The 14,078-nt window shown below is 44.5% G+C and carries 13 protein-coding genes; 12 read left to right on the forward strand and 1 reads right to left on the reverse strand.

Features of this window, described 5'->3' with window-relative positions:
* Nucleotides 1-145 precede the first annotated feature (145 nt).
* From kdpA to AAAA78_RS08285, 5 genes are read left to right on the forward strand one after another with little or no spacing between them, the layout of a single operon-like run.
* Nucleotides 146-1,837 (forward strand): potassium-transporting ATPase subunit KdpA, encoded by a 1,692-nt coding sequence (gene kdpA / locus AAAA78_RS08265; protein ID WP_340591368.1) that lies wholly within the window; start codon nt 146-148, stop codon nt 1,835-1,837.
* 8 nt (nt 1,838-1,845) lie between these two features.
* Nucleotides 1,846-3,930 (forward strand): potassium-transporting ATPase subunit KdpB, encoded by a 2,085-nt coding sequence (kdpB, locus tag AAAA78_RS08270; RefSeq protein WP_340591369.1) that lies wholly within the window; start codon nt 1,846-1,848, stop codon nt 3,928-3,930.
* Nucleotides 3,930-4,469 (forward strand): K(+)-transporting ATPase subunit C, encoded by a 540-nt coding sequence (gene kdpC, locus AAAA78_RS08275; protein WP_340591371.1) that lies wholly within the window; start codon nt 3,930-3,932, stop codon nt 4,467-4,469. Before kdpB ends, kdpC begins: the two co-directional genes overlap by 1 nt.
* Nucleotides 4,466-7,147 (forward strand): sensor histidine kinase KdpD, encoded by a 2,682-nt coding sequence (locus AAAA78_RS08280; protein ID WP_340591373.1) that lies wholly within the window; start codon nt 4,466-4,468, stop codon nt 7,145-7,147. Before kdpC ends, AAAA78_RS08280 begins: the two co-directional genes overlap by 4 nt.
* Complete coding sequence (locus AAAA78_RS08285; RefSeq protein WP_340591374.1) at nt 7,144-7,836, forward strand: response regulator transcription factor; 693 nt, start codon at nt 7,144-7,146, stop codon at nt 7,834-7,836. Before AAAA78_RS08280 ends, AAAA78_RS08285 begins: the two co-directional genes overlap by 4 nt.
* Before the next feature lie 2 nt (nt 7,837-7,838).
* Here AAAA78_RS08285 and AAAA78_RS08290 read toward each other — a convergent pair whose 3' ends face one another.
* Nucleotides 7,839-8,477: a hypothetical protein gene (locus AAAA78_RS08290; RefSeq protein ID WP_340591376.1), complete on the reverse strand. Its 639-nt coding sequence runs from the start codon at nt 8,475-8,477 to the stop codon at nt 7,839-7,841.
* Nucleotides 8,478-8,593: 116 nt separating this feature from the next.
* Between AAAA78_RS08290 and AAAA78_RS08295 the strand changes: the two genes are divergently transcribed.
* The 7 genes from AAAA78_RS08295 (at nt 8,594) to AAAA78_RS08325 (ending at nt 14,058) form a co-directional block, all read left to right on the forward strand.
* Nucleotides 8,594-9,961, forward strand: a complete 1,368-nt coding sequence (locus AAAA78_RS08295) for an HD domain-containing phosphohydrolase (RefSeq protein ID WP_340591378.1) — start codon at nt 8,594-8,596, stop codon at nt 9,959-9,961.
* A gap of 96 nt (nt 9,962-10,057) precedes the next feature.
* Nucleotides 10,058-10,546, forward strand: coding sequence for an organic solvent tolerance protein (locus tag AAAA78_RS08300; RefSeq protein ID WP_340591380.1), 489 nt, complete (start codon nt 10,058-10,060; stop codon nt 10,544-10,546).
* Nucleotides 10,547-10,558: 12 nt separating this feature from the next.
* Nucleotides 10,559-10,936: a RidA family protein gene (locus tag AAAA78_RS08305; protein ID WP_340591382.1), complete on the forward strand. Its 378-nt coding sequence runs from the start codon at nt 10,559-10,561 to the stop codon at nt 10,934-10,936.
* Nucleotides 10,923-11,498 carry a YdcF family protein gene (locus tag AAAA78_RS08310; protein WP_340591384.1) on the forward strand — a complete coding sequence of 192 codons (576 nt, stop codon included), beginning with the start codon at nt 10,923-10,925 and terminating at the stop codon, nt 11,496-11,498. Before AAAA78_RS08305 ends, AAAA78_RS08310 begins: the two co-directional genes overlap by 14 nt.
* Before the next feature lie 72 nt (nt 11,499-11,570).
* Complete coding sequence (locus AAAA78_RS08315) at nt 11,571-12,395, forward strand: MlaE family ABC transporter permease (RefSeq protein WP_340591386.1); 825 nt, start codon at nt 11,571-11,573, stop codon at nt 12,393-12,395.
* Entirely contained in the window at nt 12,395-13,105 is a 711-nt protein-coding gene (locus AAAA78_RS08320; RefSeq protein ID WP_295903524.1) for a cell division ATP-binding protein FtsE, read from the forward strand. The genes AAAA78_RS08315 and AAAA78_RS08320 overlap by 1 nt, the downstream gene beginning before the upstream one ends.
* Entirely contained in the window at nt 13,102-14,058 is a 957-nt protein-coding gene (locus tag AAAA78_RS08325) for an MlaD family protein (protein ID WP_340591387.1), read from the forward strand. Before AAAA78_RS08320 ends, AAAA78_RS08325 begins: the two co-directional genes overlap by 4 nt.
* Nucleotides 14,059-14,078: the final 20 nt, after the last annotated feature.

A 14,078-nucleotide genomic window follows, 5' to 3' on the forward strand; every position in this document is an offset into this window, starting at 1 on the left:
TAAACAAACATGTCTTTCGGAACTAATTTACGAATTTCTTTTTAAAATACATATTTTTATATTTTCTTTATGCCCATCCCTTCTCATTTTATGCGTCCTTGAGTCTGTCTGCTCTACACTGCAGTTATACAAAGGACAGTTTTCTATGAGCTTTACTTCAGCGGACCTTGTTCAGGTCATTCTTACGTTAGGCACGATTGTAATTTTCACGCCCCTTCTTGGTAGTTATATGGCGCATGTTTTTCAGGGTGAAAAGACGCGGCTTTCTTCAATCCTTCGCCCTCTCGAAATTCTTACTTATAAAATTTCTGGTGTTAAAGAAAATGATGAAATGGACTGGAAGCAATATTCCTTGTCGCTTCTTTGTTTCAATATCATCGGAGTTGTTTTCGTGATGCTGCTGCAGATGTTGCAGGCGTCACTTCCATTAAATCCACAAGCACTGTCCAATACGTCATGGCATCTCGCCTTTAATACAGCAGTGAGCTTTGTCACGAATACGAACTGGCAGGCATACTCCGGCGAAAATACACTGAGCTATTTGACCCAGATGTTGGGCTTGGGCGTACAGAACTTTGTGAGCGCAGCGACAGGCTTTGGAGTTTTCTTGGTGTTCACTCGCGGGATTGCCCGACATCAGGTAACGGGTTTAGGAAACTTTTGGGTGGACCTCACTCGTGCCACGGTTCATGTTCTTTTGCCTCTGAGTTTTATCTTGTCTTTGTTTCTTGTAGGTGAAGGAGTTGTGCAAAATTTTTCTGCTTACAAAACTGTTAAGACAGTGGAGGGCGCAGAACAGATTCTTCCACAAGGACCTGCGGCTTCGCAAATTGCGATTAAGCAATTGGGTTCCAATGGCGGTGGCTTCTTTGGAGTCAACAGTGCCCACCCTTGCGAAAATCCGACTCCTTGGAGTAATTTTCTCGAGATGGTTTCGTTGATTCTATTGGCTGCTGCGAGCACATACACTTTTGGTGTCATGGTAGGATCAAAAAAGCAGGGATGGGTTCTTTTTTCGGCGATGATGGCAATTCTAATTGTGATGTTGTCCCTCTCATTATGGTCTGAATACAGTCCAAATCCTTACGTCGGCCAAGCGGCATTGATGGAAGGAAAAGAAACTCGCTTCGGTGTTACGAACAGTGTCTTGTGGTCCGTGCTTACGACTTCGGCTTCCAATGGTTCTGTGAATTCGATGCATAGCTCTTTGTCTCCACTTTCTGGAGGTATTGCTATGGTTAATATGATGTTGGGCGAGGTGGTGTTTGGCGGTGTAGGTGCGGGCATGTACGGCATGCTCTTGTTCGTGATTCTCACGGTTTTTATCTCGGGTTTGATGGTCGGGCGCACGCCGGAGTATTTGGGTAAAAAAATTGAAGCCAAAGAAATTATTTGGATTGTTATTGGCGTTCTCGCACCCTGTGTGGCGATTTTAATATTGAGCGCGGTGGCGATCAGTATTCCTCAGGGACTCGCCGGGCTCGGCCATCAGGGGCCTCACGGTCTTAGCGAAGTTCTTTATGCTTACACTTCAGGAGCAGCCAATAACGGAAGTGCGTTCGGAAGTTTGACTGTGAATACTCCCTTTTACAATGTGACTATGGCTTTAGCGATGTTGATCGGCCGTTTTGCCATCATTTTTCCCGTACTGGCCGTAGCGGGAAGTCTTGCTGAGAAAAAGTTTTCTCCTCCGTCGCTGGGAACTTTTCGCACAGATTCTGTTTTGTTTGTTGTAATTCTTTGCGCCGTGATTGTGATTGTCGGAGCACTCACGTTCTTTCCCGCTCTTTCATTGGGACCCATCTTAGAGCACTTATTAATGTTGAGAGGGCAGTAGGAGTTTTTATGAGTTCATCATCCACTTTTTCAGATAAATCCATTGTTAAACAAGCTTGCAAAGATAGTTTCGTCAAACTTGATCCGCGAGTGCAGTATAAAAATCCAGTGATGATGATCACGTGGTTAGGGGCTTTGGTTGTAACCTTGGTTGTCATTCAGAGAATGACTTCAGGAAGCAGTTTTAGTTTTGAATTGCAGCTGGCTTTATGGCTTTGGTTCACTGTTTTGTTTGCGAATTTTTCGGAGGCCTTGGCGGAAGGGCGGGGAAAGGCCCAGGCTGAGTCGATGAAGAAAACACGGTCTCATACAATGGCCCGTAAGCTTTTGAATGGGAAAGAAGAAAGTATTGTATCGTTGTTATTGCGAAAAGGTGACAGTGTTGTTTGTGAGGCCGGTGACGTGATTCCAGGTGACGGAGAAATCATTGAAGGAATTGCGACCGTGGATGAATCTGCGATTACTGGTGAATCAGTGCCGGTCGTGCGTGAAGCCGGAGGCGATCGTAGTGCAGTGACCGGAGGAACGCGTGTGATCAGCGATAAAATTATTATTCGTATCACAGCAGATCCAGGTCATAGCTTTTTAGATCGTATGATCAGTCTGGTTGAGGGAGCCAAACGACAAAAGACTCCGAATGAAATTGCCTTAGGGATTTTGCTGGTGTCTTTAACGTTGGTGTTTATGCTGGCCGTGGTTACTTTGAAGTTCTTTGCTGACTACTCAGCAAAAGCTGCGGGCCAAGATTTATCGCACGTTGTGACGGTTCCTGTTTTAATTGCGTTATTAGTCTGTCTAATTCCCACGACCATCGGTGGACTTTTAAGCGCGATTGGCATTAGCGGTATGGATCGTCTTATTCGGAAAAACGTGATAGCAAAAAGTGGACGTGCCGTGGAAGCGGCAGGAGATATTGACGTTTTGATGTTAGATAAAACCGGAACGATTACTTTAGGGAATCGCATGGCCAGCGATTTTATTGCAGCTCCCGGTGTGAGTTTGGAAGCCTTGGCTGAAGCTTCACAGTTAGCTTCTCTAAGTGATGAAACTCCTGAAGGGCGCTCGATTGTTGTTTTGGCGAAACAAAAATTTTCTTTGCGCGCCCAGAATTTAGATCCTCATCATGCTCAGTTTGTTCCCTTTACAGCGCAAACTCGAATGAGCGGCATTGATATTCAAGGCTCTACGGGAATGAGATCTTTACGTAAGGGAGCCGGGGATGCCATTCAAAAACACGTAGAGTCTTTGGGGGGATATTTTCCATCTGAGATCAAACACTCTGTTGAGACGATTGCACGCCAAGGCGGGACACCGCTGGTTGTGTGTGAGGATAGTCATGTTTTAGGAGTGATTCATCTTAAAGACATCGTAAAAGGTGGGATTCGCGAACGTTTTGCTGAGCTTCGTCGTATGGGAATTCGCACGGTGATGGTTACAGGAGATAATCCGTTAACGGCGGCGGCGATTGCAGCGGAAGCAGGTGTTGATGATTATATCGCACAGGCCACTCCAGAAACAAAACTGCAAAGAATTCGTGAAGAGCAATCCAAAGGTCATCTGGTGGCCATGACGGGTGATGGAACAAATGATGCTCCGGCGCTGGCTCAAGCGGATGTTGGCGTTGCGATGAATACGGGAACGCAAGCGGCTCGTGAAGCGGGAAATATGGTGGATCTGGATTCCAATCCTACAAAGCTTATTGAAATTGTTGAGACCGGAAAGCAGTTGCTGATGACACGCGGATCTCTCACGACATTTAGTATTGCCAATGACGTTGCAAAATATTTTGCGATTATTCCAGCGATGTTTGCGGGACTCTATGCCGTCAACGGCGGACTCACGGGTCCTTTGGGGGCGTTGAATGTGATGGGATTAAAATCTCCGCAAAGTGCAGTATTGAGTGCTGTCATTTTTAACGCCTTAATTATTATTGCATTGGTGCCGTTGGCTTTACGTGGAGTGAAGTATCGTGCAATGGGGGCGAATCTTATCTTGCAACGCAATTTAGTGATCTATGGTTTAGGGGGAATGATCGTTCCCTTTATCGGAATTAAAATTATTGATGTGCTCATTGTGAGTATGGGGTTGGTCTAATGAAAAACTTCATTATTTCTATCAAGATATTTATCGTTCTCAGTTTGATGACCGGTGTACTTTATCCCGTAGCGGTGACGGGTGTGGGGCAGCTGTTTTTTTCTTATAAAGCCAATGGGTCCCTTCTTGAAAGGGAGGGAAGTCCGGTGGGATCAGAGTTGATTGCGCAAAAGTTTGTAAATCCAAAATATTTTTGGCCGCGTCCGTCGGCAGGTGATTATGCCACGGTGGCATCAGGAGCTTCCAATGCCTCTCCTACGAGTGAAAACTTAAAAAAATCTGTGCTACAAAGAAAAGCACAAGGGTTGAGCCATGAGATGTTATTTACTTCAGGGAGTGGGTTGGACCCGCATATTTCACCCGAAGCTGCGAAGGATCAAGTGCAACGCATTGTTCAAGAACGCAAGTTGTCGCAAGAACAAACAGTGCTAGTTGAAAAGCTGATAGAGGATTACACTGAAGGTCGTCAAGGAGGCCTTCTCGGCGAAAAAAGGGTGAATGTGCTAAAACTCAATCTCGCCTTGGATAAGCAATTATGAGTGATGACTGCCGTCCCAACCCGGATCGGATTCTTGAGGGGATCAAGAAAGAAGAAGAGAAAAAAGACCGAGGTCATTTTCGCGTCTTTTTTGGGATGTGTCCTGGGGTCGGAAAAACTTATGCCATGTTGAAAGCCGCTATTGAACAAGTTCGTCAGGGTGCAGATCTTGTTGTTGGGGTCGTCGAAACCCATGGGCGTAAGGAAACAGAAGAGCTTCTTGCGGGATTAGAAGTGATTCCTCGTCGAAAAATTATCTATAAAGACACGGTTCTTGAAGAAATGGATATCGATGCGATCTTACGAAGAAAGCCTAAGATTGTTTTAGTTGATGAGTTGGCTCACACCAATGTTCCGGGTTCGCGACATCCTAAACGTTATCAAGATGTCATTGAACTTCTCGATGCGGGAATTGACGTTTATTCGACCGTGAATGTTCAGCATATTGAAAGTCGCGCGGATTTGGTTCAGCAAATAACCAGCGTTCGCATCAATGAGCGGATTCCTGATTCTATTTTAGATATGGCCAATCAAATTGAACTCATTGATATTACGGCGCAAGGCCTTTTAAAGCGGATGAAAGAAGGAAAGGTTTATCAAGGTGACCGGGCTGTTCGGGCGGAAGAAAATTTTTTCCGCGAAACTCATTTGACAGCGTTGCGTGAGTTGGCTCTTCGCTATACGGCAGAGAGAGTTGATCAGGATCTGCAAGATCAAATGGTCGTACAGCAAATCGTGGGACCTTGGAATACACAAGAACGTTTGCTTGTGGCTGTCAGTCACAGTCCCTATTCGGGGAGACTGATTCGGGCGACTCGTCGCATGGCTTACAGTTTGGAAGCTCCTTGGATCGCTTTGCATATTGATACCGGAGACCGGTTGAATGACGAAGATCAGGCAATGCTCATCAAAAATCTTGCTTTAGCCCGTGAACTGGGGGCCGAGGTGATTTCTCTGCGAAATTCAAATATCGCTGAAGCTATTCGGCTGATTTCGCATGAGCGCAACGTCACGCAAATTATCATGGGGCGTCCACAACGTCATTGGTGGGAAGTTCTCAAAGGCCAAGGATCTTTGTTAGATCAACTTGTTGGAAAAAGCAGTACTGTGGACGTTCACATCATTCGTCAAGAAGAAGGGCCTCGGCGAAAGATATGGAAATGGACACCGCCTGGCTTTGATGCCGCAGGGATTGCGTACTGGTATTCGTTCTGTTTTATCGTTGGCATTAGTTTTTTAAATGGTCTTCTTGTGCCTTACGTGGGTTATCGCTCTGTGGGATTCATATATCTTATGGCGATGATGATGATCGGTCTGGTGGCAAGCCAGGGTCCGATTCTTTTCGCCGCAGTTTTGAGTGCTCTCGTCTGGAACTATTTTTTTATTCCGCCGCGTATGACATTTGCGATTTCTGCTCCCGAAGACGTTATGATGTGTCTGGCCTATTTTTTGGTCGCACTTTTGTGTGGTGTTTTGGCAGCGCGCATTCGCAGTCGCGATAAAGATCTGGAGGGACGGGAGCAGCGCACGCGAAGTCTTTATGAGTTGGTCCGTGAGTTTTCTTCGTCGCTGACTATTCTAGATGTGTGTTTAGCGGCCTCACAAAGTCTGGAAGGACTTTTGAATGGAAAAATTAAAATTATTCTAGCTGATGAGGAAGGAAAACTGTTACGCAAGTCTTTTAATGATCTTAAGGTGGATGATAAAGATTTCGCATTGGCTTTGTGGTCATTTGAAAATGGAAAAAATGCCGGATGGAAAACAGAGACTTTATCTGAGTCGCGCTGCTTGAGTTTGCCGTTAAAGGCCAAAGAAAAGACCGTTGGCGTTTTGTTGTTTTATCCACGTGAAAAAGCGGTGATGTCCCTCGATCAGCAGAATTTTCTGGAAAATGTTTGTGCTCAGACGGGGATGGCTTTAGATCGCATGCGACTCCAGCAAAAATCTGAAAAAATGAAAGTCTTAGAAGCTTCTGAAAACCTGCATCAGGCTTTGTTGAACTCGGTTTCTCATGAGTTGCGAACTCCGTTAACGTCTATTATTGGCTCGGCTTCAGCGGTGATGGATAAGAAAGTTTTTGCTCAGGAAAATGTGCGAGAACAACTGGTTCAAGATATTATTGATTCTTCTTTGAGGCTCAATCAGGTGGTCGAAAATCTTTTGGATATGTCACGTCTGAATTCCGGGGCTTTGCGTTTAAAACGAGAATGGGTGGACCTCGTTGATCTTCTTTCAGGCATTCCTGCAAAGCTTGGGCGACTGGCGGCTCACCACAAGCTGATTATTCAGAGCGAGTCAGGATCTTGCTACGCTCAAGTGGATGAAAAACTTTTTGAGCATGTGTTATTAAATCTTCTGAGCAATGCAGTTCGCTATGCTCCGCCAGAGACGGAGATCTCTTTGGAATTAGAGCAGGAAGATAAGAAGATTTTTTTAAGAGTGAAAGATCAAGGTCCTGGAATTCCTTCGCAAAGCTTGCAGAAGATTTTTGAAGCTTTTTATCGTGTGCCCGGTAGCGCCACAGGCGGAGTAGGGTTAGGCCTTGCTATCGTGAAAGCTCTTGTTGAAGCCCATGGTGGTCGCGTTTATGCTCAGAACAGGCGGGACACAACAGGTGCGGAGTTTGTGATTGAACTTCCTTATGAAAGACCGCCCCAGGCTTTGCAGGAGGGATCATGAAAGACGGAGTGAAAAGAGTTCTAGTCATTGATGACGAAGCCTCTATTCGTAAGCTTTTGAGGGTGAGTCTTGAAGCCAACAGTTATCATGTTGATGAAGCAACTCAAGCTCGTGAGGGGTTGTCGTTGGTGGCATCCCTCCGACCTGATCTCGTGCTTTTGGATTTGGGTCTGCCTGATATGACAGGCTTAGAAGTTCTTAAAGAAATTCGTGGATGGTCGCAAGTTCCCGTGATCGTGTTAACGGTGCAGGACTCTGATAATGATAAAATCAATGCTTTGGATGGTGGAGCCGACGATTACATCACGAAGCCTTTTAGTGTTCCTGAACTTTTAGTGCGTATGCGCGTGGCTCTGCGACATTCGCAACAAGCATTTTCTGATAAGACGGATTTAGTAAGTGGCCCAGTGAAGGTCGATCTTCCTGGTCACACGGTGACGGTGGAAGGGGAGCACGTGAAGCTGACCGCCACAGAGTTTAATATTTTAAAGGTCCTTATGAAACATAAGGGAAAAGTGGTCACTCATCGTATGCTTCTTAATGAAGTATGGGGACCACAATCGGTGGAGCATACGCATTACCTGCGTGTTTATGTGGGAGCTTTGAGGAAGAAACTAAAGCTGCGTGACAGTACGCCAGAAGTGATTGTCACAGAAGCCGGTGTTGGATACCGGCTTCTGGATTTATAGAATTACTTTAAGAAAGATTTTTTTAACTGGGCTACGCCGTCGTCGGAAGGTTTGCCAAGCCAGATCGAAAAGATCTTTTCAATAAGACCTGTTGAACCTTTGATTTCAGAAACATTACCATTTGTTGTTTCATACAGAATCGCTTCGCTGCCATCTTTAAGATGTGCACCGACGACAGTCAGAGCCTTTCCTTCTTTAGCTTCTCCGCCTTTAGAGACGGAATCCAAGAACTGTTTTACTGAAGAGTCTTCAGTATCAATTTTGTTAACCTTAAGTGCTTCTTTAAAAGACTTTTGAACATTTTCAGCATCGACGTCGCGGACAAAATGCATTTGCACGGCAACGGCCTTTTGATCTTTCAAGGAGCCTAACGCTTCAGCGTCGGCCTTTTTGAAAGACTCAGGAGATGCTACAAAGAGTTGGCCCACATATACTTTCACATTAACGAACACAACTTTTTTCGCGCGAAGACCTGCTCCAACAGAAGTGAGCTTAATGGCTTCACCCTCGACGTTGGCTGTTGCTCCTGTAGACAACGAAATTTTTTCGATTTTTTCACCGGCTCCCTCTGGAGTTAAAAGAGCGGCAGAGGCATTTACAGACAAAAGAAGGGCGACAATAGAGGTGCAAAGCAGTTTCATAAAAATCCTTTCTCATACTGGTAGAATTTAGGATTTGCGCCAGACCACAAAATGTCAACGAGGAAAACTTTTGTTGGCAGTCCAGGGTCTGTACATTAAGATTTTAATAACGGCGCATGAGCGAAAAACGACCTTCTTCTTTATTCAGACAGAAACTCGAACTTTTGATTCTCAGTCAATCAGAAGAGGTCCTAAATCGCGTCAAACAGGTCGTGTCCGCACATCACTTTACGTTTCGTCACCTTGCGTACTCAGAGCTTCCTCAAGGTCCCTTAGGTGATCTTATAAAAGCGCAATTGGTGTTGGTAGCTCAGGATAAAGAAGAATCCATTCAAGACTTTTCAGCAAGAGTGGATGAAGCTTTACGTCTTTTTCCACGTTCGCGCATCGTGACGGTGATGGGGACGGCGTTTTCAAAAGAAAATTTGGAAAGTCAAAATCCGCGTATAACACCTCTTTCGCAGGTAGAATTTTTTTCGACGCTGAAGTTTGAATATCTCTGTCTGTATCGTTGTCGCTCGCAATATTTTGAAATTCAAGTCACAGATTTATTTCCTATGACAACAATGGTGTTCCCGGCGTTTATTCGTTTGGAACTCAATCAAAGATATTTGGCCGTGGTGTATAGCAACACCGTGTTGTCCGATGACCGATTTGCACGTCTTGGAAGGGCCGAGGGTCTTTTTATCCAGATGAAGGACAGTGAAAAGTATCTTCAGTACATTAATAATTACTATGACACTTCAGGAGCGGCTCTTAAAAAACGGGCGCGGGCTTTGTTCTTGGCTGTTTGTTTTTATTCTTTGCATTTGAATGAAAACATTCTTTTTGATTTTAAAGCGTCCGGTGAAAGTGTTGCGGTTGAAGCTTATCAAAATTTAAAAAAAGTGGGCGAAGAGCTTTTTACGATCATGCGCAGTGAAGAAAATCTGTGGGATGTGTTTCGTGAAGCCGTTGATAGTGAGTTGAGTTCCTACTGGCGCTCACCATGGATTGCTACCTACGCTGCACTGATGTCGATTAAGTCCGGGCAAGGTGATCCGATGACGGCTTTCTTGTCAGGACTTCTTACGGATGTGGGGCTTTATGATTTACAAGAAAGTGTCACTCGAAAGTACTATCTTGAGGACGATAAAAAAACTTTGGATGAAGAAAACAGCTATCAAAAACATCCCTTGCTGTCTTTGAATCGCTGTCTGATTAAAAAAGTTCCTTTGGAAGAATCTGTTAAGACTGTTTTAGTGTGCACGCACGAGCGTGCGGATCAAAAAGGGTTCCCCAATCAAGTTCCCGCCGACAAACTTCCGGTGGAGGCCCAGTTTGTCCTCTTTGCAGAAAAAATTGATCAGGGTGTTTTAACCACGATGAAACAAACGGGTGTGGGCTTCCGTTTTCTAAAAGAAAAAATCTGGGAAGCTGAAAATGCCACACCAACGAATTTTAGCTCTGCCTTTTTAGCTGGCATCGCCGAGTCTCTCATTTAAGCATGACACCTCTTGTAAGAAACAGAATCCTTTTGCGCGCTCTCCGCGTTTTGCATTTAATAAAGTGGCTTTAAAAAATAGAAATGAGGAGTAAAAATGCTTAAAAAAATGGCAGTAACGCTCTCCCTTTGCTTGGTGGCATTGGCGGGAAGTGTAGAAGCTAAGGAGTTGTCCAACCGTTTAGGAGTGGGTGTAAAGAAAAACACCTCTTTGGATTTGCCAGAGCTTGCGGCAGTTTATCACTTTGCGCCGGATCTTTCAGTGACGGGTGGCTTGGGTATCGACACGCAAAAAGATTACTCAAAGTTTTCATTCAATGCAGGTGTGCGTCGTGTGGTCTTTAAAGAAGACAATATGAACTTCTACATGGGCGGCTCTGTAGGGCTTGTGAATTTTGAAACAGCGGGAGACAAAGAATCTGGTTTTGAATTGAACGCTCTTTTTGGCGGAGAGTTCTTCTTTACAGGTTTGGATTCATTGGCATTCACATTTGAAGGTGGCGTGGGCGTGATTTCGGCTGACAATGTTCGTTTCAGAACTATTGCGGATGGTCCGTTCAACGCGGGTATTATTTTCTATTTCTAAGCGAGGATTTAAATGAAAAAAGTTATTCACACAGACAATGCTCCTAAAGCAGTAGGTCCTTATTCTCAAGCCGTGCAAATGGGCGACTTTTTGTTCTGCTCTGGACAAATTTCCATTGATCCAAAAACGAATGAGGTTTTCACAGGCGATATCAAAACTCAAACTGAAATGGTGATGAGAAATATCGATGCTGTTCTTTCTGCGGCGGGCATGAATTTCAGCAATATCGTAAAAACGACAATCTTCATCACAAACATGAGTGACTTCGTGACTGTGAATGAAGTTTACGCGAAAGCATTTAAAGATGCTCCTCCGGCACGTTCCACTGTGGCTGTAGCAGGGCTTCCAAAAGGTGTTAACGTGGAGATCGAAGTCATTGCGCATCGCTAAGTCTTTGCTGCGATCGAAATCTTTTTGGGCTTTGCTGCTTTTAAGCGGTGTTGTGGTTTATCGTTTTTACGATGAATACCAAAAAGTCCAAAAAGAGACGGTGCAGTCCTGGTTAAAAACACCCACAGCGGATTGCGCTGTGGTGTTGACCGGAGGCGCGGGCAGGGTGCGGGAAGGTTTCGATCTTCTCGCCAACCAAAACGTAAAGAAGTTGATTATCTCCGGCGTTTATTCCAACGCACGACTTCGTGAAATTATGCCTGTGTGGTCTTTTTATGGAAATCTTTCTGAGAATGACGTTGTCTTAGATCGTCGCTCTGAAACAACCTACGGTAATGCCCAACAAAGTCTTCCGATTGTGGAGGCATTGAAATGTCGCGATATTTTATTAGTGACGTCACGGCTTCATATGTATCGCTCTTACCAAACTTTTCGAGCGACGTTTCCTGAAAACATTTACATTCAAAAACACTCCATTGTGGGTGGTCGATACGAGTCTTCCGTCTGGGAGACGAACTTTGAAGCTTTAAAATCCCTGTTTTACTCTCTTTGGGCTTACTAAATCAGGACCTTGATCTAATCGCATTTTTGTACGTATTTCCGATAAGTCACTAGAGAAATCGAGGGACTTATCATGACTTCTTTACTGGCGCAGATAGATTCGCTAGGAAGATCTGTTACAAAGAATTTGGAGTACACGGCACGTGTCCTCTTGATGGTCTATCTTTCACTTCGTGCAACGATTTTAGATAAAGCCCAAGGATTTCGACAAATTTTCGGCGTCATTTCTGCGCAGATTTATTTTACAGGTTGGCAGGCTCTTCCGTTGATTTCCGTTTTAGCTCTCGGTGTGGGATCTATCATGATTCTGCAGTCGCTATCGAACCTAAGTCTTTTAGGTGGAACGCAAATGATCGGAAACTTTCTGATCGTGATGGTTTTGCGCGAGGCGGGACCTTTGCTGGTGGCTCTTGTCGTGATTGCGCGTTCCGGAACTGCGGTGGCTTCTGAGGTCGGAAATATGCGGGCAAATAGAGAAATCGAAGCTCTTGAAAGTATGGGGATTAATCCCTTGAGTTTCATCGTTTTCCCTCGTGTTATCGGTGGAATCATCAGTGTTCTAGGATTGGCCTTTTACTTTAACGTCATTGCCTTGATCGGTGGCTTTCTTGTCACGCGATTTGTGCAGGATATGCCATTTACGTTTTATACGGACTCTTTGATGAAGGCTTTTGCTAAAGAAGACGTCCTGATTTTCCTGCTTAAAAACGGATTTAGCGGCATGATTATTTTCGTTGTTTCTTGTTTTCAAGGACTCTCTGTGAAACGCAGTCCGCACGAAGTTCCCCAGGTCACAACTCAGGCTGTGGTGAACAGTATTATTTTCGTCGTTATTTTTAATCTAATGATTTCAGCTTTGTTTTATTTAAATCAACTTCGCACTTTAGGGGTGGTCTAATGAAAATCGAAAATCTTAAGTTTGAAGGTGTATCGTTCACTCATGACGGACAAGATCCGATTGTTCAAAATGTTGAATTTGACTTCCCGATGAATGAAATTTTATGGGTGAAAGCCGAAGAGGGTGCGGGTAAAAGTTCGCTTTTGCAAATTCTTGCGGGTTTACAAATTCCCCAGTCGGGAAAGTATTTGATTAACGGTGAAAACGTTGTCGACATGTCGTTTGAAGAGTTTTTGCCGTATCGTTTGCAAATCGGTTATTCGTTTGACTATGGTGGTTTGATTAACAATCGCACGTTGTTTGATAATCTGATGTTGCCTCTTCTTTATCATAAAGTCGTAACGCCGGCCGAAGCCAAAGAACGTGTTGAAAGCATGTTTAAGGAATTTGGTGTTGAAAAATTCGCTCATGAAAGACCAGCGCATGTGCCGGGTCGTGTGCGTAAGTTGACTTGTTTAATGCGTGCGTTAGTGATGCGTCCGCAAGTTCTTTTGTTGGATGATCCGAGTGTGGGTTTAGGGCAGGACAGCGTTTATCTCTTTGTCGATCACGTCCATAAACTTCGCAAAGAAGGTTTCTTTAATCATGTTTTCATTAGTTCTTATGATGAAAAGTTCATGAATCTGTTTGCTTATCAAATTATTCACTTGGATGAAGGTCAGCTATACTATCAAGCTGTAGATCCTGAGAAAAGAGTTGTTCATCTATGATGAAGGTGAAGTTCAATAAATTTGAAAGAGTCGCGGGATTGTTCGTGATGCTCGCTATTCTTGGGGTGATCCTCACGGCATTGAGTGCCGCCATCAAGCAAGGCTGGTTTGAGCCTAAGGTTCGCTATACGACAACTTTCGAAAACGCCGATGGAATTCATCAGGGAACTCTGGTTCAGATGTCGGGTCTTCGTGCGGGCGCTGTTGAAACTGTGGAATTGGAAAATGATAATAAAATCCGCGTGGGATTTTATGTTTTAGGAAAATTCCAAAACAGAATTCGCGAAAACAGCACCGTGCAGCTGATTCGTCCTTTTATCATCGGTGAAAGAGTTTTGGATCTTTCTGTTGGCACTGAGCAATTTGAGATCATTCCGGCGCAGAGTGCGGTGAAGTCTCTTGAAACAGTGGATTTGATGACTCTGATGAGCGGTAAAAATATGAACACTTACCTCTCAAAATTGGGCGGTATCTTAGAGAGCATGCAAGTCATTATGGATGCTTTTGCGGATAAAAGCCGTGCAGAGAGTCTGGTTCGTGTGATCGATAGACTTGATCCCTTAGTAAAAAATCTAAACACGATGTCTGTGGAAGTGATCAAACTTTCCAAGCAGGCGACGCATGATGATGGCGTGCAAAAACTCATGGGGAACTTGGCGATCACGACAAAAGAAATCAATAAGATTTTGCCTGAACTCAATGAGCAAAATCCGGATCTTGCCAAAGATCTTGCAACGATGACACAAAACTTGGCGACTGTGACAAAAGCTTTAGGGCCTGCAATGCAAGCTGTTGAGCCGGAGCTTCCGGGGGCTAGCATGAAACTGGTTCAGGCCTTGAATGAAACCGTCGTGGTTTTAAAAGCAATGCAAAAGAGCTTCTTCATGCGCGGAAGTGTGCGTGAAGTGAAAGAAGAAGAAGCCACAGAGCGCCTTCCAGCCAATAGTAAGTAAAAAAGTCTTGAATCCCCCTT

The sequence above is a fragment of the Bdellovibrio sp. BCCA genome (assembly GCF_037996825.1).
GTDB lineage: Bacteria > Bdellovibrionota > Bdellovibrionia > Bdellovibrionales > Bdellovibrionaceae > Bdellovibrio.